Annotated in this window: 39 protein-coding genes; all 39 read left to right on the plus strand. The window is 68.8% G+C overall.

Annotated features, from left to right (window positions below; translation table 11 throughout):
• The first annotated feature begins 65 nt into the window (after positions 1-65).
• Complete coding sequence (rpsJ, locus tag V7004_RS08235) at positions 66-386, plus strand: 30S ribosomal protein S10 (RefSeq protein ID WP_208026670.1); 321 nt, start codon at positions 66-68, stop codon at positions 384-386.
• 253 nt (positions 387-639) lie between these two features.
• Positions 640-1,293, plus strand: a complete 654-nt coding sequence (rplC, locus tag V7004_RS08240) for a 50S ribosomal protein L3 (protein ID WP_208026671.1) — start codon at positions 640-642, stop codon at positions 1,291-1,293.
• Positions 1,293-1,913 (plus strand): 50S ribosomal protein L4, encoded by a 621-nt coding sequence (gene rplD, locus V7004_RS08245; protein WP_334143295.1) that lies wholly within the window; start codon positions 1,293-1,295, stop codon positions 1,911-1,913. The genes rplC and rplD overlap by 1 nt, the downstream gene beginning before the upstream one ends.
• A 2-nt stretch (positions 1,914-1,915) precedes the next feature.
• The gene (locus V7004_RS08250) at positions 1,916-2,224 is read left to right on the plus strand and encodes a hypothetical protein (protein WP_334143297.1); all 309 of its coding nucleotides are present in this window, start codon (positions 1,916-1,918) and stop codon (positions 2,222-2,224) included.
• Positions 2,221-2,511: a 50S ribosomal protein L23 gene (rplW, locus tag V7004_RS08255; RefSeq protein ID WP_334143298.1), complete on the plus strand. Its 291-nt coding sequence runs from the start codon at positions 2,221-2,223 to the stop codon at positions 2,509-2,511. The genes V7004_RS08250 and rplW overlap by 4 nt, the downstream gene beginning before the upstream one ends.
• 5 nt (positions 2,512-2,516) lie before the next feature.
• The gene (gene rplB / locus V7004_RS08260; protein WP_208026675.1) at positions 2,517-3,353 is read left to right on the plus strand and encodes a 50S ribosomal protein L2; all 837 of its coding nucleotides are present in this window, start codon (positions 2,517-2,519) and stop codon (positions 3,351-3,353) included.
• 12 nt (positions 3,354-3,365) lie between these two features.
• Positions 3,366-3,644, plus strand: coding sequence for a 30S ribosomal protein S19 (gene rpsS / locus V7004_RS08265; RefSeq protein ID WP_208026676.1), 279 nt, complete (start codon positions 3,366-3,368; stop codon positions 3,642-3,644).
• Positions 3,644-4,312, plus strand: coding sequence for a 50S ribosomal protein L22 (rplV, locus tag V7004_RS15830; RefSeq protein WP_442968029.1), 669 nt, complete (start codon positions 3,644-3,646; stop codon positions 4,310-4,312). The genes rpsS and rplV overlap by 1 nt, the downstream gene beginning before the upstream one ends.
• Positions 4,312-5,229, plus strand: a complete 918-nt coding sequence (gene rpsC / locus V7004_RS08275) for a 30S ribosomal protein S3 (protein ID WP_442968030.1) — start codon at positions 4,312-4,314, stop codon at positions 5,227-5,229. Before rplV ends, rpsC begins: the two co-directional genes overlap by 1 nt.
• 2 nt (positions 5,230-5,231) lie before the next feature.
• A complete protein-coding gene (gene rplP, locus V7004_RS08280) occupies positions 5,232-5,648 on the plus strand; it encodes a 50S ribosomal protein L16 (protein ID WP_208026679.1) in 417 nt (138 codons plus the stop codon).
• Positions 5,648-5,884: a 50S ribosomal protein L29 gene (rpmC, locus tag V7004_RS08285; RefSeq protein WP_334143299.1), complete on the plus strand. Its 237-nt coding sequence runs from the start codon at positions 5,648-5,650 to the stop codon at positions 5,882-5,884. Before rplP ends, rpmC begins: the two co-directional genes overlap by 1 nt.
• On the plus strand, positions 5,884-6,165 hold the full coding sequence (gene rpsQ, locus V7004_RS08290; protein ID WP_208026681.1) for a 30S ribosomal protein S17: 282 nt from the start codon (positions 5,884-5,886) through the stop codon (positions 6,163-6,165). Before rpmC ends, rpsQ begins: the two co-directional genes overlap by 1 nt.
• Positions 6,162-6,530 (plus strand): 50S ribosomal protein L14, encoded by a 369-nt coding sequence (gene rplN, locus V7004_RS08295; RefSeq protein WP_208026682.1) that lies wholly within the window; start codon positions 6,162-6,164, stop codon positions 6,528-6,530. The genes rpsQ and rplN overlap by 4 nt, the downstream gene beginning before the upstream one ends.
• Complete coding sequence (gene rplX / locus V7004_RS08300; protein ID WP_334143302.1) at positions 6,530-6,838, plus strand: 50S ribosomal protein L24; 309 nt, start codon at positions 6,530-6,532, stop codon at positions 6,836-6,838. The genes rplN and rplX overlap by 1 nt, the downstream gene beginning before the upstream one ends.
• The gene (gene rplE, locus V7004_RS08305) at positions 6,838-7,410 is read left to right on the plus strand and encodes a 50S ribosomal protein L5 (protein WP_442968031.1); all 573 of its coding nucleotides are present in this window, start codon (positions 6,838-6,840) and stop codon (positions 7,408-7,410) included. The genes rplX and rplE overlap by 1 nt, the downstream gene beginning before the upstream one ends.
• A gap of 3 nt (positions 7,411-7,413) precedes the next feature.
• Entirely contained in the window at positions 7,414-7,599 is a 186-nt protein-coding gene (locus V7004_RS08310) for a type Z 30S ribosomal protein S14 (protein ID WP_208026684.1), read from the plus strand.
• 16 nt (positions 7,600-7,615) lie between these two features.
• On the plus strand, positions 7,616-8,020 hold the full coding sequence (gene rpsH, locus V7004_RS08315; protein ID WP_208026685.1) for a 30S ribosomal protein S8: 405 nt from the start codon (positions 7,616-7,618) through the stop codon (positions 8,018-8,020).
• A gap of 9 nt (positions 8,021-8,029) precedes the next feature.
• A complete protein-coding gene (gene rplF / locus V7004_RS08320) occupies positions 8,030-8,569 on the plus strand; it encodes a 50S ribosomal protein L6 (RefSeq protein WP_334143304.1) in 540 nt (179 codons plus the stop codon).
• The gene (gene rplR, locus V7004_RS08325; RefSeq protein WP_334143305.1) at positions 8,569-8,934 is read left to right on the plus strand and encodes a 50S ribosomal protein L18; all 366 of its coding nucleotides are present in this window, start codon (positions 8,569-8,571) and stop codon (positions 8,932-8,934) included. The genes rplF and rplR overlap by 1 nt, the downstream gene beginning before the upstream one ends.
• Positions 8,934-9,515 (plus strand): 30S ribosomal protein S5, encoded by a 582-nt coding sequence (gene rpsE, locus V7004_RS08330; RefSeq protein WP_334143306.1) that lies wholly within the window; start codon positions 8,934-8,936, stop codon positions 9,513-9,515. The genes rplR and rpsE overlap by 1 nt, the downstream gene beginning before the upstream one ends.
• The gene (gene rpmD, locus V7004_RS08335; RefSeq protein WP_208026689.1) at positions 9,515-9,715 is read left to right on the plus strand and encodes a 50S ribosomal protein L30; all 201 of its coding nucleotides are present in this window, start codon (positions 9,515-9,517) and stop codon (positions 9,713-9,715) included. The genes rpsE and rpmD overlap by 1 nt, the downstream gene beginning before the upstream one ends.
• A complete protein-coding gene (gene rplO / locus V7004_RS08340; RefSeq protein ID WP_208026690.1) occupies positions 9,712-10,200 on the plus strand; it encodes a 50S ribosomal protein L15 in 489 nt (162 codons plus the stop codon). The genes rpmD and rplO overlap by 4 nt, the downstream gene beginning before the upstream one ends.
• Before the next feature lie 36 nt (positions 10,201-10,236).
• A complete protein-coding gene (gene secY, locus V7004_RS08345; protein ID WP_334143307.1) occupies positions 10,237-11,559 on the plus strand; it encodes a preprotein translocase subunit SecY in 1,323 nt (440 codons plus the stop codon).
• A complete protein-coding gene (locus tag V7004_RS08350; RefSeq protein ID WP_334143308.1) occupies positions 11,559-12,209 on the plus strand; it encodes an adenylate kinase in 651 nt (216 codons plus the stop codon). The genes secY and V7004_RS08350 overlap by 1 nt, the downstream gene beginning before the upstream one ends.
• 14 nt (positions 12,210-12,223) lie before the next feature.
• Positions 12,224-12,970, plus strand: coding sequence for a type I methionyl aminopeptidase (gene map, locus V7004_RS08355; protein WP_334143309.1), 747 nt, complete (start codon positions 12,224-12,226; stop codon positions 12,968-12,970).
• A 134-nt stretch (positions 12,971-13,104) separates the two neighbouring features.
• A complete protein-coding gene (gene infA, locus V7004_RS08360) occupies positions 13,105-13,329 on the plus strand; it encodes a translation initiation factor IF-1 (RefSeq protein WP_208026963.1) in 225 nt (74 codons plus the stop codon).
• Positions 13,330-13,441: 112 nt separating this feature from the next.
• Entirely contained in the window at positions 13,442-13,555 is a 114-nt protein-coding gene (rpmJ, locus tag V7004_RS08365; RefSeq protein WP_208026694.1) for a 50S ribosomal protein L36, read from the plus strand.
• A 3-nt stretch (positions 13,556-13,558) separates the two neighbouring features.
• Complete coding sequence (gene rpsM / locus V7004_RS08370) at positions 13,559-13,936, plus strand: 30S ribosomal protein S13 (protein WP_334143312.1); 378 nt, start codon at positions 13,559-13,561, stop codon at positions 13,934-13,936.
• Positions 13,937-13,950: 14 nt separating this feature from the next.
• The gene (gene rpsK / locus V7004_RS08375) at positions 13,951-14,349 is read left to right on the plus strand and encodes a 30S ribosomal protein S11 (protein WP_208026696.1); all 399 of its coding nucleotides are present in this window, start codon (positions 13,951-13,953) and stop codon (positions 14,347-14,349) included.
• Between the two features lies 1 nt (position 14,350).
• Positions 14,351-14,968 (plus strand): 30S ribosomal protein S4, encoded by a 618-nt coding sequence (gene rpsD / locus V7004_RS08380; RefSeq protein WP_334143314.1) that lies wholly within the window; start codon positions 14,351-14,353, stop codon positions 14,966-14,968.
• Between the two features lie 48 nt (positions 14,969-15,016).
• Positions 15,017-15,955: a DNA-directed RNA polymerase subunit alpha gene (locus V7004_RS08385; protein WP_334143315.1), complete on the plus strand. Its 939-nt coding sequence runs from the start codon at positions 15,017-15,019 to the stop codon at positions 15,953-15,955.
• Between the two features lie 16 nt (positions 15,956-15,971).
• On the plus strand, positions 15,972-16,325 hold the full coding sequence (gene rplQ / locus V7004_RS08390) for a 50S ribosomal protein L17 (RefSeq protein WP_208026699.1): 354 nt from the start codon (positions 15,972-15,974) through the stop codon (positions 16,323-16,325).
• Positions 16,326-16,381: 56 nt separating this feature from the next.
• Positions 16,382-17,221, plus strand: a complete 840-nt coding sequence (gene truA, locus V7004_RS08395; RefSeq protein ID WP_334143317.1) for a tRNA pseudouridine(38-40) synthase TruA — start codon at positions 16,382-16,384, stop codon at positions 17,219-17,221.
• A 93-nt stretch (positions 17,222-17,314) separates the two neighbouring features.
• A complete protein-coding gene (locus V7004_RS08400) occupies positions 17,315-17,710 on the plus strand; it encodes a ferritin-like domain-containing protein (RefSeq protein WP_334143319.1) in 396 nt (131 codons plus the stop codon).
• 7 nt (positions 17,711-17,717) lie between these two features.
• Positions 17,718-18,527 (plus strand): family 1 encapsulin nanocompartment shell protein, encoded by an 810-nt coding sequence (locus tag V7004_RS08405; RefSeq protein WP_334143321.1) that lies wholly within the window; start codon positions 17,718-17,720, stop codon positions 18,525-18,527.
• 143 nt (positions 18,528-18,670) lie between these two features.
• Positions 18,671-19,117, plus strand: coding sequence for a 50S ribosomal protein L13 (gene rplM / locus V7004_RS08410; RefSeq protein WP_334143323.1), 447 nt, complete (start codon positions 18,671-18,673; stop codon positions 19,115-19,117).
• A gap of 26 nt (positions 19,118-19,143) precedes the next feature.
• On the plus strand, positions 19,144-19,536 hold the full coding sequence (gene rpsI / locus V7004_RS08415) for a 30S ribosomal protein S9 (RefSeq protein ID WP_208026703.1): 393 nt from the start codon (positions 19,144-19,146) through the stop codon (positions 19,534-19,536).
• 9 nt (positions 19,537-19,545) lie between these two features.
• Positions 19,546-20,895, plus strand: coding sequence for a phosphoglucosamine mutase (gene glmM / locus V7004_RS08420; RefSeq protein ID WP_334143325.1), 1,350 nt, complete (start codon positions 19,546-19,548; stop codon positions 20,893-20,895).
• 13 nt (positions 20,896-20,908) lie between these two features.
• A partial coding sequence (locus tag V7004_RS08425; RefSeq protein WP_334143327.1) for an SIS domain-containing protein occupies positions 20,909-23,998 on the plus strand: 3,090 nt, incomplete at its 3' end.

The raw sequence follows: 23,998 nt of genomic DNA on the forward strand, positions 1-23,998 counted from the left end.
GGTGGGCGCGGGTCGGGTCACGAAGATCATCAAGTAACGAACACGGAAGCGAGCCGGTAGCCGCGATGGCCGACAAGCAGAAGATCCGAATCAGGCTGAAGGCCTACGACCACGAGATCATCGACCAGTCGACGAAGAAGATCGTCGAGACGGTCGTGCGCACCAACGCGACCGTGCGGGGGCCGGTTCCGCTTCCCACCGAGAAGCATCGCTACACGGTGATCCGTAGCCCGCACAAGGACAAGGACAGCCGCGAGCACTTCGAGATGCGGATCCACAAGCGCCTTCTCGACATCCTCGACCCCTCGCCCAAGACGGTCGATTCGCTCCAGCGGCTCGACCTGCCGGCGGGCGTCGACATCGAGATCAAGATCCAGCAGGCCTAGGGCCCGCCGGCTCGTTCCGCTATCCGGGCCCGTCCTTGCCAGGCGGCTTGGACCCGCCGGACGGTCGGCACTATGCTGTTTCGTCCGGTGCCGGGCCCCGTTCCGTGCACGTTCCGGTCCGTCGTTCGAACTGACGTCTGTGACGGCCCGTCCCCTTCTGGGGCGGGTACCCCACAGCACAACCGAACCAGGCGCTCCGCCGGGGTCTCCCCGAGCGGAGCGTTCGCGTGAGCAGAGAAAGATCGTTGCCGCCATGGCGAACAAGGCAGTTGTCGGCGAGAAGGTCGGCATGACACAGGTGTGGGACGACGACAACCGCGTCGTGCCCGTCACCGTGCTGCGGGTCACGCCGCTGCGGGTGGTGCAGGTCAAGACACCCGAGCGGGACGGGTACAGCGCGCTCCAGGTGACCTTCGGCGAGCGGGACCCGCGCAAGCTCAACCGGCCCGAGCGCGGTCACTTCGACAAAGCGGGGGTCAGTCCTGGACGGGCACTCGTCGAGCTGCGGCTCGATGACGTGAGCGGCTACGAGGTGGGCCAGGAGATCGCCGTCGACGTCCTCGAGGCCGGCGAGCTGGTGGATGTCACCGCCGTGAGCAGGGGCAAGGGCTTCGCGGGGGTGATGAAGCGGCACGGCTTCGCGGGTCAGAAGGCCTCGCACGGTGCCCACCGGATCCATCGCGCCCCCGGCTCGATCGGGGCCTGTGCCACCCCGGCGCGCGTCTTCCGAGGGACCCGCATGGCCGGTCGGATGGGTGGACGCAAGACCACCACGTTGAATCTCCGGGTGGTCGAGGCGGATGCGGAGCGTGGGTTGCTGCTCGTACGAGGGGCGGTGCCCGGACCGAAGGGCGGGACGGTGATCGTGCGAGACGCCGTCAAGTCGACCGCGAAGGGCGGTGCGTGATGCCCACGCTCAAGGTCAGGACGCAGATCGGCGCCGAGGCCGGATCGGTCGAGCTCGCCGAGGAGGTATTCGGCATCGAGCCCAACGTGCCGGTGATGCACCAGGTGGTTACGGCCCAGCTCGCGGCCCGCCGAGCCGGCACCCAGAGCACCAAGACCCGGGCCGAGGTCCGAGGTGGCGGCGCGAAGCCCTGGAAGCAGAAGGGCACCGGGCGGGCACGGCAGGGCTCGATCCGTGCTCCGCAGTGGAAGGGCGGCGGGGTGGCCCTCGGCCCGAAGCCCCGCTCGTACGCCCAGCGCACCCCGAAGAAGATGATCCGCCTCGCGCTCCGCTCCGCGTTGTCCGATCGGGCCGCCGACGGCAAGGTGATCGTGGTCGACGAGTGGGCTTTCGAGGCGCCGCGCACCCGCGAGGCAGCCGATGCCCTGCGAGCTTTGGGCATCGACGGCCGGGTGCTGGTCGTGCTCGGTGACACCGACCGCGACGTGCTGGCGGCGAAGAGCTTCCGGAACCTGCCCCACGTGCAGGTCATCGAGGCCCGTGAGCTCAACGCGTACGACGTGCTGGCGAACGACTACGTCGTGTTCACCCGAGCCACCCTCCCGGGAGGGACTGGATGAACATGGCGACCGACCTGCCCAGCCGCCCTGCTCCTGATCCTGCGGACCGCTCGGAGGTGCTCGACCCGACGGAGCGGGTGAAGAGCGTGAGCGACAAGACCGATCCGCGGTTCAAGGCGGCTCTCGATCGAGCCGAGCGGGAGGAGCGGTTGCGGGCGAAGGCGGCCAGGGCCGAGAGCAGCTCAGCCGGCGGGACCAAGCCGCAGGGCTCAGCCGGCGGGACGCCGCCCACTCGGGAGGAGTCCGCGATGGCGGGCAAGGGCACGTTCTCGTTCAACCAGACCGCGGGTGAGACGGAGGATCAGAAGTGAAAGACCCGCGCGACGTGATCATCGAACCGATCATCAGCGAGAAGTCCTATGCGCTGCTGGATCGGAACGTCTACACGTTCCGGGTGCACCCGGACGCGAGCAAGCCGGAGATCTCCGACGCCGTCGAGGCGATCTTCGACGTGCGGGTGGTCAAGGTGAACACGCTCAACCGTCGTGGCAAGCGCAAGCGCAACCGACGCAGCTGGACCTACGGCAAGCGATCCGACACCAAGCGGGCTTTCGTCACGCTCGCCGAGGGCGACCGCATCGACCTGTTCGAGGGTTAGGGGACATGGCACTTCGCAAACGCAAGCCGACCAGCCCGGGCCGCCGGTTTCAGACGGTCTCCGACTTCTCCGACATCACGAAGAAGAAGCCGGAGCGCACGTTGCTCGCGCCCAAGACCAAGACCGGCGGGCGGAACAGTTACGGGCGCAAGACCGCCCGCCACCGCGGCGGTGGTCACAAGCAGCGGTACCGCATCGTCGACTTCCGGCGCACCAAGGACGGGGTGCCGGCGAAGGTGGCGGCGATCGAGTACGACCCCAACCGGAACTGCCGCATCCTGCTGCTCCACTACTACGACGGTGAGAAGGCCTACATCCTGGCCCCGAAAGACGTGACGGTGGGCGATGTGCTCCAGAGCGGGCAGGGGTCGGAGATCCGTCCAGGCAATGCGCTGCCGTTGCGCTACATCCCGGTGGGCACGACCGTGCACAACGTCGAGCTCAAGCCCGGTGGTGGTGGGCGGATGGCCCGCAGCGCCGGCACCAGTGTGCAGCTCGTGGCCAAGGAGGGCGAGCACGCCACCCTGCGTCTGCCGAGCACCGAGATGCGCCGCGTGCCGATCGATTGCCGGGCGACGGTCGGGGAGGTCGGCAATGCCGAGGCGGAGCTCGTCAAGGTGGGCAAGGCCGGCCGGAACCGGTGGAAGGGGGTCCGCCCCCAGACCCGAGGCGTCGCCATGAACCCGGTCGACCATCCGCACGGCGGTGGCGAGGGCAAGACCTCCGGTGGTCGGCACCCGGTCTCACCATGGGGCAAGCCAGAGGGTCGCACCCGCAACAAGAACAAGCCGTCGCAGAAGCTCATCGTCCGTCGCCGCCGTACCCGCGGGTCGCGGCGATAAGGGGAGTCCGTCATGCCTCGCAGCCTCAAGAAGGGCCCGTTCGTCGACGACCACCTGCTGAAGAAGGTCGATGATCTCAACGAGAAGGGCGAGAAGCGCGTCATCAAGACGTGGTCGCGCCGCTCGACGATCATCCCCGAGATGGTGGGCCACACCATCGCGGTGCACGACGGGCGTAAGCACGTTCCCGTGTACATCACCGAGTCGATGGTCGGTCACAAGCTCGGCGAGTTCGCCCCGACCCGGACCTTCAAGTACCACGCCGGCCAAGAGAAGAAGGGGCGGCGCTGATGGCCTTCGGCGTCAAGACGAACGAACGGCCGGGTGTGCGCGCCCAGGCTCGCTACATCCGGGTCTCGCCGTACAAGGCTCGCCAGGTGCTCGACCTCATCCGCGGCCAGCACGTCGGCCGGGCCCTCGAGATCCTCGAGTTCTCCGAGCGCGACGCGGCGAGGCTGATCCTCAAGACCCTGGAGTCGGCGATCGCCAACGCGGAGCACAACAACGGCATCCCGGCTGACGAGTTGTACGTGTCCGCGTGCTTCGCTGACGAGGGGCCGACCCTCAAGCGCTTCCGCCCCCGGGCCCGTGGACGGGCGGGTCGCATCCGCAAGCGCACCTCCCACATCACGGTCATCGTGAGCCGCCTCTCCGCGGAGGAGCTCCAGGCGTTGCGCGAGCGCGAGGCGACGAGCGGGCGGGCGCGTGGCAACCGGGCTGCAGCCGAGGCGCGCCGCGAGCGGGTGGCGCGCAGCCGCCAGGCCAAGGCCGACAAGCGCGCCGCGGAGGAAGAGCACGACCACGATCACGACGAGCACGAGCACGCCCACGAGGCCGCTCCGCCCTCCGAGGTGGAGGGGGCCGAGGCCGGCGCCGAGGTGACGGCCGAGCACGAGGCAGAGCCGACCGGTGAGTCGACCGGCGAGGTAGCCGAGGGGAACGGGAAGGAAGAGGACTGATGGGCCAGAAGGTCAACCCGTACGGGTTCCGCCTCGGCATCACCACCGACTGGAAGTCGCGCTGGTTCGCCGACCGCGGTGACTACGCGGGGTTCGTCATCGAGGACTGGAAGATCCGCGACTACCTCATGACGCAGCTCCCGCACGCCGCGATCAGCCGCATCGAGGTGGAGCGCACCCGTGACCGGCTGCGGGTCGACGTCCACACTGCTCGACCCGGCATCGTGATCGGGCGCCGTGGAGCGGAGGCCGATCGGCTCCGGGCCGGTTTGGCGAAGATCACCGGCAACAACAAGATCCAGCTCAACATCCAGGAGATCAAGCAGCCCGAGCTCGACGCCGCGCTGATCGCCCAGGGCGTGGCCGATCAGCTGGCCGGGCGCGTCGCGTTCCGCCGGGCGATGAAGCGCGCGGTGCAGAACGCGCAGAAGGCGGGAGCGCTCGGCATCAGGGTGCAGTGCTCGGGACGGCTCGGCGGATCGGAGATGGCCCGCACGGAGTGGTACCGGGAGGGCCGTGTACCGCTCCACACCCTGCGGGCCGACATCGACTACGGCTTCCGCGAAGCCAAGACCACCTACGGCCGGATCGGGGTCAAGGTCTGGATCTACAAGGGCGACATCCTCCCCTACCGCAGTGTCCTGGAGGACAAGATCACCCGCGAGGCGGCGATGGCCGTCGGCGAGACGTCCGGGCAGGCCCGCCCCCGCAAGGTCGTGTCCTCGTCGGCCGCCGCCCGGCGCAAGCCGGCTGGCGAAGCTCCCTTCCCGGAAGAGGGCGAGGTCGAGGAGGCTGTGCCGCTCATCAAGGAGGCCGACCCCGAACTGGAGCGGCTCCTCGCCGAGGAGGAGGAGATCGAGCGCTCGGTGCGTGAGCACCACGAGACCCCACACTTCCGCCCCGGGGACGGTGATTGATCATGTTGATGCCGAGAAAGGTCAAGCACCGCAAGCACCAGCGGGGTCGGCTCAAAGGCCAGGCCAAGGGTGGCACCACCATCACCTTCGGCGACTACGGCATCCAGGCCCTGGAGCCGGGCTGGATCACCGCTCGCCAGATCGAGGCTGCGCGAATCGCGATGACGCGTCACGTCCGCCGAGGCGGCAAGGTCTGGATCAACGTCTTCCCTGACAAGCCCATCACGCAGAAGCCTGCGGAGACCCGTATGGGGTCGGGCAAGGGGAACCCCGAGAAGTGGGTAGCCGTGGTCAAGCCCGGTCGGGTGCTGTTCGAGCTCTCCTACAGCGATCCGCAGATCGCCCGGGCCGCGATCGAACGGGCGATCCAGAAGCTGCCCATCAAGGCTCGATTCATCGCACGGGAGGAGGCGCTCTGATGGCCGATGCCCGAGCCGCTGCCCTGCGGGACCTCAACGACGGCGAGCTGCTCGAGCGCTTGGCCGAGACGAAACAGGAGCTGTTCAACCTCCGCTTCCAGCACGTCACGGGCCAGCTCGAGAACCACGCCCGCCTGGGACAGGTGAAGAAGGACGTCGCCAGGATCATGACCGAACTGCGGGCACGGGAGATCGCCGCCGCAGAGGCGCTGGCGCGAGACGAGGAGAACGCCTGATGGTCGACACCGGGACGCAATCGACGACGCGGCCCAATCCGCGCAAGGTGCGCGAGGGGCTCGTCGTCTCGAACAAGATGGACAAGACGGTGGTCGTCGAAGTCGTCGATCGCAAGCGTCATCCCCGCTATCCCAAGACGGTGCAACGCACCTCCCGCCTGTACGTCCACGACGAGGCGAACGACCTCAACGTGGGTGACCGGGTCAGGGTGGCGGAGACCCGTCCGCTCTCCAAGCTCAAGCGTTGGCGCCTGGTCGAGGTGTTGGAGCGGGCCCGATGATCCAGCAGGAATCTCGGCTTCGCGTCGCCGACAACAGCGGGGCCAAGGAAGTGCTCTGCATCAAGGTGCTCGGCGGCTCCAAGCGTCGCTACGCGTCCATCGGCGACGTCTTCGTGGCCACGGTCAAGGACGCGATTCCCGGCGCGGCGGTGAAGAAGGGTGACGTCGTCAAGTGCGTCGTCGTCCGGGTCAAGAAGGAAAAGCGGCGCCCTGACGGCTCCTACATCCGATTCGACGAGAACGCCGCCGTGCTCATCAACGACCAGATGCAGCCTCGGGGCACCCGCATCTTCGGGCCGGTGGGCCGGGAACTGCGGGACAAGAAGTTCATGCGCATCGTCTCGCTCGCGCCGGAGGTCCTGTGATGAAGATCCGCAAGGGCGACCGGGTGGTCGTGCTGCAGGGAAAGGACCGCGGCAAGGAGGGCACGGTGACGTTCGCCTTCCCCGCCGAGGACCGGGTCATCGTCGACGGGGTGAACGTCGCGAAGAAGCACCAGAAGCCGACCCGGGCCATCCAGCAGGGCGGGATCATCGACAAGGAGATGCCCGTCCACGTGTCGAGCGTGGCGATTCTCTGCGCGGCCTGTGGCAAGCCGACCCGCGTGGGCTACCGCTTCGAAGGCGATGGCACGAAGGTCCGGATCTGCCGCAAGTGCGGAGGTGATCTCTGATGAGCACGGTCGTCACGGAGATGCCGCGCTACAAGCGTCGTTACAACGAGGAGCTGCGGCCGAGGCTCAAGGAGCAGCTCGGTCTCCGGAACATCATGGAGGTTCCGCGCCTCGAGAAGATCGTGCTCAACATGGGCGTCGGCAAAGCGCTGCAGCAACAGTCGCTGATCGAGGGCGCCGTGCGCGACCTCGAGGTCATCACCGGGCAGAAGCCGGTGGTCACGAAGGCCAAGAAGTCGATCGCTGGCTTCAAGCTGCGCGAGGGCAACGCCATCGGGGTCAAGGTCACGCTGCGCGGCGACCGGATGTGGGAGTTCTTCGACCGCCTGATCAGTATCGCGGTGCCGCGCATTCGTGACTTCCGGGGCTTGCCGCGCACATCCTTCGACGGTCACGGCAACTACACCTTCGGCGTGACCGAGCAGTTGATCTTCCCCGAGATCGACTACGACACCGTCGACACGACCAGGGGCATGGACATCACGATCGTCACCACCGCCCGTACCGATGCCGAGGGTCGCGCTCTGCTCGAGGCGCTCGGCTTCCCGTTCAAGCGTGAAGGGCAGCAGTAAGCCATGGCGAAGAAGGCACTGATCGAGAAGGCGAAGCGCACCCCCAAGTTCAAGGTGCGCGCCTACACACGTTGCCAGCGGTGCGGGCGACCGCATTCGGTGTACCGGAAGTTCAAGCTGTGCCGTGTGTGCCTTCGTGAGCTCGCTCACCAAGGCGAGATCCCGGGCCTCAAGAAGGCGAGCTGGTGAGGGGAGGTATGGCGCAATGACGATGACCGACCCGATCGCCGACATGCTCACCCGCATCCGCAACGCGAACGTGGCGATGCACGACGAGGTCCGCATGCCGTCCTCGAAGCTCAAGGAGGCGCTGGCCGCGGTCCTCGAGAAGGAGGGTTACATCAGCGGCTACCGGATCGACAGCAACCCGGACCGGCCAGGCAGCACCCTGACGGTGTTCATGAAGTACTCGCCGGAGCGCGAGCGGGTGATCTCCGGGGTGCGTCGGGTGTCCAAGCCGGGCCTGCGGGTCTACACCAAGGCTGACAAGATCCCTCGGGTGCTCGGAGGACTCGGTGTGGCCGTCCTGTCCACGAGTCAGGGCCTGATGACCGACCGTGAGGCGCGCAAGCGCCGCATGGGCGGCGAGGTCCTCTGCTACGTCTGGTAGGCGAGAGAGATGTCACGAGTCGGACGTTCCCCCATCCCGCTACCGAACGGTGTCGATGTCGTCATCGAGGGTGGGCACATCACCGTGAAGGGGCCGAAGGGCACACTCGAGCGCGACCTGCCGCCCACGATCACCGTCCGCCAGGACGACGGCCAGCTCATCGTGGAGCGGCCCGACGACGAGCGGCAGAACCGTGCGCTGCACGGGCTCACCCGTTCGTTGGTGAACAACATGGTCGTGGGTGTGACCGACGGATTCCGCAAGGACCTCGACATCGTCGGGGTCGGCTACCGGGCCACGGCGAAGGGGCCGACGACGCTCGAGCTCGCGCTCGGCTTCAGCCATCCCGTCCACGTCGAGGCCCCCGATGGGGTCACCTTCGAGGTGCCGACGCCGACCCATGTGGTGGTGCACGGCATCGACAAGGAGACGGTCGGCCAGGTGGCTGCGAACATCCGCGCCATCCGCAAGCCCGAGCCCTACAAGGGCAAGGGCGTCAAGTACCGCGACGAGCGCATCTTGCGCAAGGCCGGAAAGGCTGCGAAGTGATGAGCACGAGCGCCAAGCAGAAGCGCGAAGCGCGCATCCGGCGTCACCGCCGGGTGCGCAAGCAGGTGCGGGGCACCGCGGCCCGGCCGCGCCTCGCCGTGTTCCGCTCGAACCGCCACATCAGCGCCCAGGTGATCGACGACGTCGCCGGCCGCACGCTCGCCGCTGCATCGACGCTCGAGCCGGAGCTGCGCGGCGGCAGCACCGGGAACAAGGCGGCTGCGGCGGCCGTCGGCCGACTGGTGGCCGAGCGAGCCAAGGCCGCCGGGGTCGACAAGGTGGTCTTCGATCGAGGCGGGTTCCTCTACCACGGGCGCGTCGCCGCCGTCGCGGATGCCGCTCGAGAAGCCGGACTGGAGTTCTGATGGCCCTCAACACCCACGTGTATAACGATGCCGAGGCGCCGCCGCTGCGCGAGTCCCGAGTCATCAACATCAACCGGGTCGCCAAGGTGGTCAAGGGCGGCCGGCGGTTCTCGTTCACCGCGCTGGTCGTGGTGGGCGACGGCGCCGGTCGTGTCGGCCTGGGGTACGGCAAGGCCAAGGAGGTGCCGCTGGCCATCCAGAAGGGCACCGAGGAGGCCCGCAAGAACCTCTTCGCCGTCCCGCTGGCGGGCACCACGATCACTCATCCCGTGATCGGCGAGATGGGCGCCGGGCGGGTGCTCATCCAGCCGGCTGCTCCCGGTACCGGGGTGATCGCCGGTGGTGCCGCCCGCGCCATCCTGGAGGAGGCCGGCATCCACGACGTGCTCTGCAAGTCCCTCGGCTCGTCGAACCACATCAACGTGGCTCGGGCGACGATCGCCGGTCTGCGGGCACTCAAACGCCCCGACGAGATCGCTCGCCTCCGGGGGCTGAGCCCCGAGGAGTTCGTCCCCGCGGGCCTGCTGAATGCGTACAAGGAGACCCAGCGAGGTCCCCACGTGCCGGACGAGGTGTCGTGATGGCGCTCAAGGTCACCCAGGTCAAGTCGTCGATCGGCACCAAGCCCAAGCACCGCGGCACGCTGCGCGCGCTGGGCCTCGGTCGCATCGGCAAGAGCCACGTCCTCCCGGACCGGCCCGAGATCCGGGGGATGATCGCCCGGGTCCCCCATCTGGTGCAGGTCGAGGAGGTCGCCGAGACCGCAGGAGATGCAACGTGAAGATCCACGACCTCAAGCCCGCACCCGGCTCCAACCGGCGCCGCAAGCGGGTCGGCCGGGGCATCGCCGGCAAGGGCGGCAAGACCGCGGGCCGCGGGACGAAGGGCCAGGGGGCACGCGACACGATCCCCGTCGGCTTCGAAGGCGGCCAGCTGCCGCTGCACATGCGGGTGCCCAAGCTGAAGGGGTTCAAGAACCCGTTCCGGGTCGAGTACCAGGCCGTCAACCTCGACACCATCGAGGAGTCGGGCCTGGACCAGGTCGATCCTGACGTGCTGCACGAGCGGGGCCTGATCCACAAGGGCGCGTTGGTGAAGGTCCTGGGCCGGGGCCAGCTCAACCGGGCCGTCCAGGTGAAGGCCCATGCCTTCTCCCGGTCGGCGGAGGCAGCCATCACCGGGGCAGGAGGTAGCGTTGAGCGCATCCCGCTGCCGTGGGGCGACCGCCGCCCACCGGCGAAGGGCAACCACCTCACGAACCGCTAGGGGCTGGCCGGTCGCCGGTTCCGGGAGAACGACATCGTGCTCGCCAACCTGAAGAACCTGTTCAAGGTCGAGGATCTGCGCAACAAGATCCTCTTCACCCTGCTCATGATCCTCCTCTACCGCATCGGCGCCTACCTGCCGGTGCCGGGGATCGACGTCAGCGCCATGCGGACCTTGCGGGAGCAAGCCGAGGAGGGTGGCGTGCTGTCGTTCCTGCAGCTCTTCTCGGGCGGCGCGCTGACCCAGATGTCGCTGTTCGCGCTCGGCATCATGCCCTACATCACCGCCTCGATCATCATGCAGATCCTGGCGGTGGTGATCCCGAAGCTCGAGCAGTGGCAGAACCAGGGCGCGGTCGGACAACGCAAGATCACGCAGTGGACCCGCTACGTGACCATGGGCATCGCGGCCATGCAGGCCACCGGGTTCAGCTATCTGTTCCACAACGGTGGTGGGGGCTTCGGTCGGGTCCAGAACCCCACCGGTCTGGACCTGATCCCCGATTTCGGCCCGCCGCGGGTGATGCTCATCGTGCTCACCCTCACCGCGGGCACCGCGCTGCTGATGTGGATGGGTGAGCTCATCACCCAGCGGGGGATCGGCAACGGCATGTCGTTGCTCATCTTCGCCTCGGTGGTCTCGACGCTGCCCTCCCAGGGTGGGCAGATCAAGGCCAACGGCGGCTGGGGTGCCTTGGTGATCACCATCGCCGCCTTCGCGGTGCTCCTGGTGGCCATCGTGTTCGTCGAGCAGGGCCAGCGCCGCATCCCGGTGCAGTTCGCCAAGCGGGTGGTCGGCCGCCGGATGTACGGCGGTCAGAGCACCTACATCCCGCTGAAGGTCAACCAGTCAGGCGTCATCCCCATCATCTTCGCCAGCTCCGTGCTCTATCTTCCGCAGCTCATCGCAGGGTTGTTGCCCTCGGACCCGGGAAGTTGGGGTCAGTCGGTGCAGCAGTTCATCAGCGACCACCTGGTCAAGCCGAACGCCCCGCTGCACGTGCTCATTTTCGGTCTGCTGATCATCGGCTTCGCGTACTTCTACACCGCCATCACCTTCGACCCCGTGAAGCAGGCCGACACCTTGCGCAAGCAGGGTGGGTTCATCCCCGGCATCCGGCCCGGTCCCCAGACCGAGCGGTACCTGGCCAAGATCCTGTCGCGTATCACCCTGCCGGGGGCCTTGTTCATCGCCGCGGTGGCGCTCGTGCCGTCATTGCTGCTCACCTCCTTCCTGCCCGGCAGCACGGTGTCGTTCTCGGGCATCTCGATCCTCATCGCGGTGGGCGTGGCGCTCGAGACCATGAAGCAGATCGACAGCCAGCTCATGATGCGCAACTACGAAGGCTTCCTGAAGTAGTGGTCCGCCTCGTCGTCTTCGGCCGGCAGGGGGCCGGGAAGGGCACGCAGTCGGCCCGCCTCGCAGCGCACTTCGGCGCGCCGCACATCTCCACCGGTGACATGCTGCGCGAAGCCGCAGCCGCCGGCACGCCCATCGGGCTCGAAGCCAAGGGCTACATGGATGCCGGCCGGCTGCTCCCCGACGAGGTGATGCTCGGCGTGATCGAGGAGCGCCTGGCGCAGCCGGATGTGCTCGAGCGCGGCTTCCTCCTCGACGGGTTTCCCCGCACGCTCGGCCAGGCCGAGGCCCTCCTCGGCATCACCGAGGTGGACGTGGCGGTGAACCTCGAGGTGCCCGAAGACGTCGTGATCGAACGAATCTCGAGTCGCCGGGTGTGCCAGGGCTGCGGCCGCATCTACTCCGTCGCCGAGCCGCCGTCGAGGAACTGGACGTGCGACACCTGCGGCGGGGAGGTGCTGCAGCGGCCCGACGACACCCCCGACGCGGTCGCCGCCCGGCTCGCCGCCTACCAGGCGGAGACCATCCCGGCTGTCCACTGGTTCGACACCAAGGGGCTCCTGGTCACCGTCGACGGGGTCGGCACCCCCGATGACGTGGCCGAGCGGCTCATCGCGGCGGTCGAGGCCCGGCTCGCCGAGCGCCGCTGAGCCGGAGCGCAAGGGTGCGGCGCTCAGCGAGCGAGATCGCGATCATGCGCAAGGCGGGCCGGGTAGTGGCGGAGATGCATGCCTGCATCCGGGAGGCCATCAAGCCCGGGGTGACCACTCGTCGGCTCGACGAGATCGCCCGGGAGGTGATCGAGCGGCGTGGGGCCAGGTCGAACTTCCTCGGCTACGGGTATCCCCCCTTCCCGGGGGTCATCTGCGCCTCGGTGAACGACACCGTCGTCCACGGCATCCCGGGCGACCAGCGGCTCCGGGAGGGCGACATCGTCTCCATCGACTGTGGGGCGATCGTCCAGGGCTGGCACGGCGACGCGGCGTTCACCACCGGGGTGGGGGCGATCAGCGAGGAGGCCCAGCGGTTGATCGACGTCACCGAAGAGTCGCTGCGTGCCGGTATCGAGCAGATGATCGATGGCAACCGTATCGGCGACATCGGCCACGCGGTGCAGACCGTGGTGGAGCGGGCGGGCTTCTCCGTGGTGCGTGACTACGTCGGCCACGCCATCGGCACGGCCATGCACGAGAAACCCGAGGTGCCCAACTACGGCAGGCGGGGCAGCGGGCCGAAGCTCCGGGTGGGCAACGTCTTCGCCGTGGAGCCCATGGTCACCGCCGGCAGGCCCGAGACGAAGCTGGCCGAGGACGGGTGGACGGTGACCACCGCTGACGGGTCGCTCGCCGCCCACGCCGAGCACACCATCGCCATCACCGATCATGGCCCGGAGATCCTCACCCTGCCCTGAAGGCTCCCGCGCCCGCGGGCGAGCCCACGGCGAGCGGAGTTGGAGGTGCTGGGGCCCTGACGCTAGGGTTTTCATTCGGCTCTGAGGCGCCTTCGCGCGCTTCGACCACCCACCGCCCTGCAGGAGGACCCACACTGGCCAAGCCCAAGGAAGACGCGATCGTCCTCGAAGGGACGGTTGTCGAGCCACTCCCCAACGCCATGTTCCGGGTGGAGCTCGACAACGGCCACACGGTGCTGGCCCACATCTCCGGGAAGATGCGCATGCACTACATCAGGATCCTTCCCGGCGACCGCGTCCAGGTGGAGCTGACCCCCTACGACCTCACCCGCGGGCGCATCACCTACCGCTACAAGTGACCGCCGACCCACCGACCAGCCGACAAGAGAGAGTCCGGGTAGAGGCCCGGACCCGCCGGGGGATGTCCGACCCGGTGCACCTGAGCCACCGAAACGAGGAATCAGGCGAGAGATGAAAGTGCGACCGAGCGTCAAGAAGATCTGCGAGAAGTGCAAGGTGATCCGCCGCCACGGGCGGGTGCAGGTCATCTGCGAGAACCCGCGCCACAAGCAGCGGCAGGGCTGAGCGATGGCCCGGATCGCAGGCGTCGACATCCCCCGCGAGAAGCGGCTCGAGGTCTCGCTGACCTACATCTACGGCATCGGCCGGCGCACCTCGCAGCAGATCTGTGAGGCCACCGGCATCAGCCCCGACACCCGGGTCCACAACCTCACCGACGAGGAGGTGGCCCGCATCCGTACCTTCATCGACCAGAACCTCAAGGTGGAGGGGGACCTGCGCCGCGAGGTCGATCAGGACATCAAGCGCAAGATGGAGATCGGCTGCTACCAGGGCCTCCGGCATCGCCGAGGCCTGCCGGTGCGAGGCCAGCGGACCCAGACCAACGCCCGCACCCGGAAGGGGCCGAAGAAGACCGTGGCCGGCAAGAAGAAGGCGAAGAAGTAGGCAGGGGAGGAACCATGGCCAAGCCAAGCTCGGGCGGGCGCCGCCCCCGCCGCAAGGAACGCAAGAACGTCGCCTACGGGGTGGCGCACATCAAGAGCTCGTTCAACAACACGATCGTCAGCATCACCGACCAGGAGGGCAACGTCCTGGCGTGGGCCAGCGCCGGCAACGTGGGCTTCAAGGGCTCGCGTAAGAGCACGCCGTACGCCGCCCAGATGGCGGCTGAGGCCTGTGCTCGCCGGGCGATGGAGCACGGGGTGCGCAAGGTCGACGTGCTGGTGAAGGGCCCGGGGTCGGGCCGTGAGACCGCTATCCGGTCCATCCAGAACGCGGGCATCGAGGTCACCGGTATCAAGGACGTCACCCCCGTCCCCCACAACGGTTGCCGTCCCCCGAAGCGGCGGAGGGTCTGACATGGCGCGCTACACCGGTCCGAAGGCACGGGTGTCCCGCCGCCTGGGCACCAACATCTGGGGAACCAAGGGCGAGACGGTCGCGCTGGAGAAGCGCCCGTACCCTCCGGGCGAGCACGGGCGGACCCGCCGCCGGGGCAATGTGTCGGAATACCTCCTCCAGCTCCAGGAGAAGCAGAAGGCCCGCTTCACCTACGGCCTCTCGGAGAAGCAGTTCCGCAACCTCTACGAGGAAGCCAACCGCAAGGAAGGCGTCACCGGCGAAAACATGCTCCGCTTCCTCGAGCTGCGCCTCGACAACGTCGTCTACCGGGCCGGCTGGGCGGCGACCCGCCCCCAGGCCCGCCAGTTCGTCGGTCACGGGCACGTCTCGGTCAACGGCAAGCGGGTGACGATCCCGAGCTACCGGGTCCGCAAGGGCGACATCATCACGCTGCGCGACAAGGCTCGCCAGATGGTGGTCGTGCAGTGGAACCGTGACGTGCTCGATCGCACCCCCCCGGCCTGGTTGGAGTCGAGTGACGACGGGTTCGCGGTCACGGTGCTCGACCTGCCCCGCCGGGAGCAGATCGACGTGCCGGTGCGCGAGCAGCTCATCGTCGAGCTCTATTCGAAGTAGGCCCCGGCCGAGTCCACATCGCCACCACAGAGGTAGAGGTAGAAGCACATGCTGGTCATGCAGCGTCCCAAGGTCGAAGCGCTCGGTGAGCCGGAAGGCAACCGTCAGCTCTTCGCCATCGGCCCCCTCGAGCCGGGCTTCGGCCACACCATCGGCAACTCGCTCCGTCGTACGCTGCTGTCGTCGATCCCCGGCGCGGCGGTGACCCAGGTCCGCTTCGACGACGCGCTCCACGAGTTCGACACCATCAAGGGCGTCACGGAGGATGTCACCGACATCATCCTCAACCTGAAGGACCTGGTCCTGCGGGTGTTCTCCGACGAGCCGGTCACGCTGCGCCTCGACGTGCGGGGCCCGGCCGATGTCACCGCCGCGGACATCACGCCGAACGCAGACGTGGAGATCCTCAACCCCGAGTTGTCCATCGCCACGATCAACGAGAACGGGCGGCTGGCCATCGACATCACCGTCGAGAAGGGCGTAGGGTACGTGTCGGCCGAGCGGAACAAGACCTCGAACACCATCGGTGTGATCCCGGTCGATTCCATCTTCTCGCCGGTGCGGCGGGTGACGTTCGCGGTCGAGCCCACCCGGGTGGAGCAGTCCACCGAGTACGACCGGCTGGTGCTCGACATCGAGACGGACGGATCCATCACCCCCCGCGACGCGCTGGCCTCTGCGGGTGCCACCCTGCAGTCCCTGGTCCAGCTCGTGGCGGAGATGAGCGAGGAGCCCCAGGGTCTCGAGCTCGGTGAGGTCGGTGTGACCGCCGCCGGCTCTCCTGATCTCGAGCTGCCCATCGAGGACCTCGACCTCTCCGAGCGGCCCCGCAACTGTCTCAAGCGAGCGCAGGTCAACACGATCGGTGAGCTGCTGGAGAAGACCGAGGACGACCTGCTCGCCATCACGAATTTCGGCCAGAAGTCGCTCGACGAGGTGATCCAGAAGCTCGACGAGCGGGGCCTGTCGCTCAAGCACCGGGACTGACGGGAACGGAACTGCGATGCCAGCCACGCCACGCAAGTCACGCCGCTTCGGCGGTGACGCCGCGCACCAGAAGGCCATGATGGCCAACCTGGCCGCGTCGCTGTTCGCCGCGGAGGCGATCGTCACCACCGAGGCCAAGGCCAAGGCCCTCCGCCCGATCGCGGAGAAGCTCATCACCAAGGCCAAGAAGGGTGGTCTGCACAACCACCGCCAGGTGGTGGCGTTCCTGCGCGACAAGGAGATGGCGTCGAAGTTGTTCGATGACATCGCCCCGCGCTACACGGAGCGCCCCGGCGGCTACACCCGGATTCTCAAGCTCGGTCCACGCCACGGTGACAACGCGCCGATGGCGCGCATCGAGCTGGTCTGACGACCCGGGGGCCATCCCTGCCTGCCGATCGGTCCTCGGGGCGGGGGCGGCAGGACATGACCCTCTTCGACGACGACCTCGCCACGGGGGTCGAGCACCAACCTGGCGATGACGCCCCGGAGCTGGTGCGCGTGCGGCTGGTCGTGGCCTACGACGGGGCGCCCTACCACGGGTTCGCCGCCAATCCCGGCGTGGCCACCGTGGCGGGCACCCTGCAACGCACCATTGAGCGTGTCCTGCGGCATCCGGTCGAACTGACGGGCGCGGGTCGCACGGATCGGGGCGTGCACGCCTGGGGGCAGGTCGTCTCCTTCGACGCTCCGGCCGCGGGGCTCGACCTGGGGGCCCTGCAACGGTCGATCAACAAGCTCTGCGGGGGCACCATCGTGGTCCGGGAGGCCGCGGTGGCGCCGCCCGATTTCGACGCCCGGTTCTCGGCCCGCTCGCGCACGTACCGCTACACGATCGTGAACCGTCCGGTGCCCGATCCCTTCCTGGCCGCCACCTCCTGGTGGGTCGATCAGCCTCTCGACGTCGCCGCGATGCGGCTCGGTTGTGACCCGCTGATCGGCGAGCACGACTTCAGCTCGTTCTGCCGGCGGCCGAAAGACCGGATGATCGGCACCGAGGATGACGGCGATCCGGGCCCGTCGCTCGTCCGCCGGATCATCGACGCGCGCTGGGATGACGAGGGCGAGGGTGTCCTGCGGTTCACCATCGAGGCGACCGCGTTCTGCCACCAGATGGTGCGCAGCATTGTCGGCACGCTCGTCGACGTGGGATTGGGCCGGAAGCGTGCCGGGGAGGTGGCAGGCATCCTCCGGGGGCGCGACCGTTCGCTCGCCGGTCCGGTCGCGCCGCCGCAGGGCCTGTGTCTCTGGAGCGTCACGTACTGACCCATCCTGGGTAGGCTCGGGCGAGATTTGCTCGCGCTGGTTCCCCGGCCGAGCACCGTCCGTGTGATGGCGAGAGGGAGGCGAGCGAGCCACATGTCGAGCGAGGGATATCACGAGCCCGTCGAGCTGCTCGACGAGGACGTGCGGGATCGTCACCGGGCGATCGTGTCGATCATGGAGGAGCTCGAGGCCGTCGACTGGTACGACCAGCGGGTGCGAGCCACGAGCGACGAGTCGCTGGCGGCAGTGCTGGGGCACAACCGCGACGAGGAGAAGGAGCACGCGGCGATGACTCTCGAGTGGCTGCGCCGCCACGACCCGGTCCTCGATCGTCATCTCCGCACCTACCTGTTCACCGAGGGGTCGATCACCGAGCGCGAGCAGCAGGCGGAGCACGGCGAGAGCGGCGGCCAGGCAGGGAGCACTGGACCTGGCGGAGGGCCGTCTCCTGACGGCAGCCTGGGCATCGGAAGCCTGAAAGGGGAGTGAGCGTTCGATGAACCACCTGTTGCGTGAGGTCGCGCCGATCTCCGAGCGCGCGTGGGAGGAGATCGACCGGGAAGCGGCGACCACCCTCAAGCATTTCCTGGCCGGTCGACGGCTCCTCGATTTCGAGGGACCGAAGGGCTGGGACCACATCGGGGAACCGACCGGCCGGGTCGATGCCCTCGGCAGCCTCCAGGGCGGTGCGGTCAGTGCGGGCGCCCGGCGATCCCAGCCGATGCTGGAGCTGCGCACGACCTTCGAGGTGTCGCGTCGTGAGCTGGAGGCGATCGATCGGGGCTCGTGCGACGCGGACCTCGACAGCGTGCGCGAGGCCGCGAAGCGGGCCGCGCTCGCCGAGGACGAGCTGGTCTTCCACGGCTTCCCGGCAGGAGGTGTCCAGGGCCTGGTGGGGGCCACACCGCTGGATCCGGTGCCGATCACCACGGACTACGAGCGGTACCCGCGCTACGTCGCCCAGGCCATGGCCCGACTGCAGGACGTGGGCGTCGACGGGCCGTTCGCCATCGCGCTGGGCCCCCGCTGCTACACGGGGGTCATCGAGGAGTCGGAGATGGGGGGCTATCCCGTCCTCGAGCACCTGCGCCTGATCCTGGGTGGCCCCGTCGTTCGTGCCCAGGCGGTCGACGGTGCCGTCGTGATGAGCATCCGGGGTGGGGACTTCAAGATCGTCACCGGTCAGGACTTCTCGATCGGCTACCTGTCCCACGACTCCGACACGGTGTCGCTCTACCTGGAGGAGACGATCACGGTGCGGATCTGCCTGCCCGAGGCGGCAGTGCACCTCCGCTACCCGGACTGAGGTCGCCGGGCCTCCGGGGCCCGAGTTGCCCGGCGTCGGCCGCCCTCCTATCGTTGTAAGTCGCCTCGGAAGCACCTGCGGTGCGCGAGGCAGACGAGTCCGTCCCGACGATCCTGTCGTTCCAGACCAGAAGGTGCCGGCGCGTGCGCACGTACTCCCCGAAAGCCAGCGAGATCGAGCGGTCGTGGCACGTCATCGACGCGGAGGGCCTGGTCCTCGGACGGGTCGCCAGCGAGGTGGCACGGATCCTCCGGGGCAAGCACAAGCCCACCTTCGCCCCACACCTCGACACCGGTGATCACGTGATAGTCGTGAACGCGGACAAGGTCGTGCTGACCTCCAACAAGGCCGCCAAGGTGTTCGTCCACCGACATTCGGGCTACCCGGGTGGGCTGCGGTCGCAGAGCTACGGCGAGCTGCTCGCCAAGCGCCCGGAGGAAGCGGTGCGTCGAGCGGTGCGCGGCATGCTCCCGAAGAATCGCCTCGGCCGCCAGATGCTCCGCAAGCTCAAGGTCTATGCCGGCCCCAGCCATCCGCACGCCGCGCAGCAGCCCCGGCCTCTCACCCTCGAGCACGCGCGGGCTCGCTGAACGAGTAAGCAACGGAGTCGACGAGCATGCCCAAACCACTCATCCAGTCGACCGGCCGGCGCAAGCGAGCGGTCGCCCGCGTGCGGGTGCGTACGGGGTCGGGGCAGATCACGGTCAACGACCGGCCGGTCACGGAGTTCTTCCCCTCGGAGACGCACCGGATGATCCTGTCCGAGCCGCTCCGGCTCACCAACACCGCCGAGGTCTACGACGTCGACGCGACCATCACCGGCGGTGGCGTGTCGGGGCAGGCGGGCGCGCTGCGTCTCGGCATCGCTCGGGCGCTCGCCGGGCTCGATCCCGATCTGCGCACCGAGCTGAAGCGTGCCGGCTTCCTCACTCGCGACGCCCGCGAGAAGGAGAGCAAGAAGTACGGCCTCAAGAAGGCTCGCAAGGCACCGCAGTACTCCAAGCGCTGACCTGCGGGCATGACCCTGCGCTTCGGGACCGATGGCGTTCGGGGCCATGCCGACGAGCTGAACGACGATCTCATCCGGGCCCTCGGGCGTGCGGCCGGCCGGGTCCTGGCGGGTGAGCTCCGCGGTGCCACCGACCGGCGGTTCGTGATCGGGCGCGACCCGCGGATCTCCGGCCCGCGCATCGAGCAGGCGCTCGTGGAAGGGCTGGCCGCCGAGGCGGTCGGGGTGGAGCTGGTCGGCATCGCACCCACGCCTGCGGTGGCATGGATCGCAGCCGCGCGCCTGGTACCCGCGGCGATGATCTCCGCCTCGCACAACCCGTACCACGACAACGGGGTCAAGTTCTTCGCTGCTGGCGGACGCAAGCTCAGTGACGCGGAGGAAGAGCTCCTCGAAGGAGAGCTCGACCGCATCCTCGCCGGCTCACCTGAGCCCGCCAGGGGGCAGGCACCGCCGCTTCACGAGGGTACGGAGGATCTCGAGCGCTACGAGCTGACCCTCGTGAACGCGCTGGAAGGCCGCACCCTCGAGGGGCTGTCGGTGGTGCTCGACTGCGCGAACGGCGCCGCCTCCCGGCTCGCACCGCGGGTGTTCGAGCGGCTCGGCGCTTCGGTGACGGTGATCCACGCCCGACCCGACGGGCGCAACATCAACGCGGGGTGTGGATCGACCCATCCGGAGGACCTCCGTAAGGCCGTGATCGCCGCCGGCGCCGACGCCGGGCTGGCCTTCGACGGCGATGCCGACCGGGTGCTGGCGGTCGACGAGCTGGGGGAGCTGGTCGACGGTGACCACCTCATCGCCCTGTGTGCCCTCGACCTACGTGAGCGGGGGCGGCTCCGCCACGACACGGTCGTGGTCACCGTGATGTCCAACCTGGGCTTGCGCCTCGCCATGCGCGAGCACGGCATCGAGGTGGTCGAGACCCAGGTCGGTGACCGCTACGTGCTGGAGGCGCTCGAGGCCGGAGGTTTCGCGCTCGGCGGCGAGCAGTCGGGCCACGTCATCTTCCGCGATCTGGCCACCACCGGTGACGGGATCCTGACCGGTGTCCACCTACTCGACGTGGTCGCTCGGGCCCACCGGCCGCTCTCGAGCCTGGCGGCGGAGGTCATGACCACCCTGCCGCAGGTGCTGCGCAACGTGCGGGTGGCCCGGCGCGACCCGGCGATCATCGAGGCGGTCGCCGACGAGGTCGCCGCCGTCGAGGCGGCCCTGGGTGAACGTGGGCGGGTGCTGGTTCGGCCGAGCGGTACCGAGCCGCTGGTGCGGGTGATGGTGGAAGCCGATGACCGAGGCGTGGCTGAGGAGGCCGCGCAGCGCCTCGTCGCCGCGGTCGAGCGGACGGCCCGGACGTAGACTGGCGCCTCATATGTGCGGGATCATCGCCGTCGTCCGCCGCGTCGGCGAGCGGACGCCCCCTTCCGCCGCCGAGCTGACCGAACTGCTCGATCCCGTCCCCGCCATCCTCGACGACGTCGTTGGGGGCGGACCGTCGGGCGCACTCGACGAAGCCGCCGAGCGGGTGGCGGCGGCCGACCGCATGCTGCGGGGCGTGCCCGGCGTGACGGCGCTGATCCGGGACCGGCACCTGCTCGGTCACCTCGACCTCATGATGTCGGGAGTCAGCACCCAGATCGGCAGGATCGAAGCGGCGCTCGACGAGGGCCGGGCCGTAGGCCGCTCACCAGCGGAGGTCGACGCCGCGAGTGCGGCGCTGATCCGCTTGAAGGACGCGTGCTGGGCTGTGGAGCGGGACCGGCTCCGCACGGCGCGAGCCGTCGACGACCTCGCCGGCCCGGACGCGGGGCCGGCCGCGTTGGCGGTGTACACGTCGATCCAGCAGGCGCTCTCCGCGTTGGATCGTCTCGAGGTCCGTGGTCGCGATTCCGCCGGGGTGCACGTGCTGGTCCGTGGTCATGGGCTCGACCTGTCGTCGCCCGCGGTACGGGCCGCGATCGAGGAGCGAGCTGCCGACCCGCTTTTTGCCACGGGTGCGGTTCGGGTCTCCGGCGAGCTCCTGGGCTTCGTCTACAAGGCCGCGGCCGAGATCGGCGAGCTCGGCGACAACACCCGCGTCCTCCGCCAGTCGCTGCGGGCTGACGACCTGCTCCGTCGGGCTCTCGACTCGCCGACGGCCGAGGCGGTGGTGATGGGGCACACGCGGTGGGCGAGTGTCGGCATCATCTCTCAGCCCAACGCGCATCCCCTCAGCTCCGACGAAGTCGATGGGGAGAGCGGCCCGTACGTGACGGCTGTGCTGAACGGCGATGTCGACAACTTCGCCGACCTCAAGGCGAGCGACGGGCTGCGCATCGCGCCCGAGATCACCACTGATGCGAAGGTGATCCCGACGCTGGTCTCCCGCCAGCTGGCCCGCCAGGTCGACCTGGTGGAGGCGTTCCGTTCCACCGTCAACCGCCTCGAGGGATCGGTGGCCATCGCGGCCCAGAGCGCCGTCGCACCCGGCGATCTCCTGTTGGCGCTGCGGGGCAGCGGCCAGGCCCTCTACGTCGGGCTGGCCGAGGACGCCTTCATCGTGGCGAGTGAGCCGTACGGGGTGGTGGAGGAGACCGGCACGTACCTCCGAATGGAGGGGGAGAGCCCGGCCGACCCCGGCAACCCGGCGTCGCGCGGGCAGGTCATCCGGCTCCGGGGCGCGCTCGCGGGTGCACAGGAGGGCATCGAACGCTGGTCCTACGACGGCACGCCCCTGCCGGTGGATCCCGCGGAGCTGTCGGTGGCCGAGATCACCACCCGGGACATCGACCGGGGTGCGTTCCCGCATTACCTGCTGAAGGAGATCTCCGAGTCCCCGTCGTCGTTCCGCAAGACCCTGCGAGGCAAGCTCGTCGAGACCCACGCGGACGGCGGCGAGCCCGGCCTCGGGGTGCGGCTGAGCGACGACGCGCTGCCCGCCGACATCCGCCGCAAGCTCCGTGACCGGGTGATCCGGCGGGTGGTGGTCGTCGGGCAGGGGACGGCCGCGGGTGCGGGTCACAGCCTCGCGGCTGCGCTCGCCGTCGTGGCTCCCGCCGCACCGCTGCAGGTTTCGCCGCTGCTGGCCACCGAGCTGTCGGGCTTCGACCTGCGCAACGACATGTCCGACACGCTGGTCGTGGCCATCAGCCAGTCGGGTACCACGACGGACACGAACCGCACGGTCGACCTGGTGCGGGCCCGTGGCGCGTCGGTGATCGCCATCGTCAACCGGCGCAACAGCGACCTCACCGACAAGGCCGACGGGGTGCTCTACACCTCCGACGGTCGCGACGTCGAGATGAGCGTGGCGTCGACCAAGGCCTTCTACTCCCAGATCGCGGCCTGCTTCCTCCTGGCCGTCGCCATCGCCGACGAGCTCGGCCTTCCCCCGCAACCCGACCGTCAGGAGCTGCTCCGGGCGTTACGGGCCCTGCCTGAGGCCATGGAGCGCACGCTCGAGCTACGCCCGGAGATCGCCCTCGCGGCCCAGCAGCTCGCGCCCAGCCGGAGGTACTGGGCCATCGTCGGCAACGGCGTGAACCGCATCGCGGCGTACGAGGTGCGGATCAAGCTCTCGGAGCTCTGCTACAAGTCGATCGCCTGCGACGCCACCGAGGACAAGAAGCACATCGACCTCTCCTCGGAGCCGCTGATCGTCGTGTGTGCTGCCGGCCTCAACGGCTCCACCGCCGATGACGTGGCCAAGGAAGTCGCCATCTTCCGGGCCCACAAGGCGGCGCCGGTGGTGATCGCCAGCGAAGGCGATGAGCGCTTCGGCGCCGCCTTGCATGCGATCCTCGTGCCGCAGACCCATCCGGGCCTGGCATTCGTGCTGGCGGCCATGGCCGGGCACCTGTTCGGCTACGAGGCCGCCCTGGCGATCGACGCCCAAGCGAGGCCGCTGCGGGAGGCCCGAGCCGTGATCGAGACGACCCTCTCCTCCGCGGGAACCGATCCGGCCGCCCTGCTCGAGTGCATCGCCCCTGCGCTCGAGCCGCTCGCCGGGCGCTTCTACGACGGGCTGCGGGCCGGCGACTACGACGGCCACCTCGAGGCCAGCACCGGGGTACGGCTCGCCTCGCTGTTGCGGTTCGCGCTCGGCACGGTTCCCCTGGAGGCCTACCAGGCCGAGTACGGGAAGGTGGGCACGCCGAGCGTGGTCATCGAAGACCTGCTCGCCGCGTTGACCCGGGCGATCGACGAGCTCACCCGCCCGATCGACGCCATCAAGCATCAGGCGAAGACGGTGACCGTGGGCATCAGCCGATCCGATGAGACCCTGCTGCAGGTGCCGCTCGTGCGAAGCGTCCTGAACGCCGGCGCGCCACGCGACCGGCTCAGCTACAGCAACCTGCGCACGCTGGCGGCGCTGGAGCCCCTGGTCGACGAGGTGCTCGGCTACACCCGCTACTCGATCAGCGGTCGGGTCGACGACGGCGACGACGCGGCGACCATCGTGGTGGTCGATCGGGGCGGGCTC

The sequence above is a fragment of the Rhabdothermincola sp. genome, assembly GCF_036846205.1.
Lineage (GTDB): Bacteria > Actinomycetota > Acidimicrobiia > Acidimicrobiales > Acidimicrobilacustridaceae > Rhabdothermincola.